The organism is Isoptericola croceus (assembly GCF_029382255.1).
In the GTDB taxonomy this organism is placed as follows: Bacteria; Actinomycetota; Actinomycetes; order Actinomycetales; family Cellulomonadaceae; genus Isoptericola; species Isoptericola croceus.
Genome location: NZ_JARLLG010000165.1, coordinates 1 through 278, shown reverse-complemented (window position 1 = coordinate 278; position 278 = coordinate 1). Strand labels below are relative to the sequence as shown.

At 36.7% G+C, this 278-nt stretch carries 1 pseudogene; it reads right to left on the bottom strand.

The window, feature by feature from the left end:
- Positions 1-278: pseudogene (locus tag PZC42_RS24520) on the bottom strand (hypothetical protein); the annotation flags it as partial.

Genomic DNA, 278 nt, shown 5'->3' with positions numbered 1-278 from the left:
ATCCGAAATTGCCCTCCCCCTTGGCTATGACGGATACAAATTCCCAATCAATTAGGTTAGAAGAACGGTATAACAATACTTGTCCTGTATTGCTTTTCGTTTTAGACCCTAAAACACAATAGTAAGAACCCTCATGTTTCCATACTTTTGGATCTCGAAAATGAAAAATATTAATATCCCCTTCAGGCACTTCTGAAATGACAGGGTTTTCTTTTATCTTTTCAAAATGTATCCCATCTTCACTTACGGCTATGGCCTGTACTTGTTTTAAATCTTCA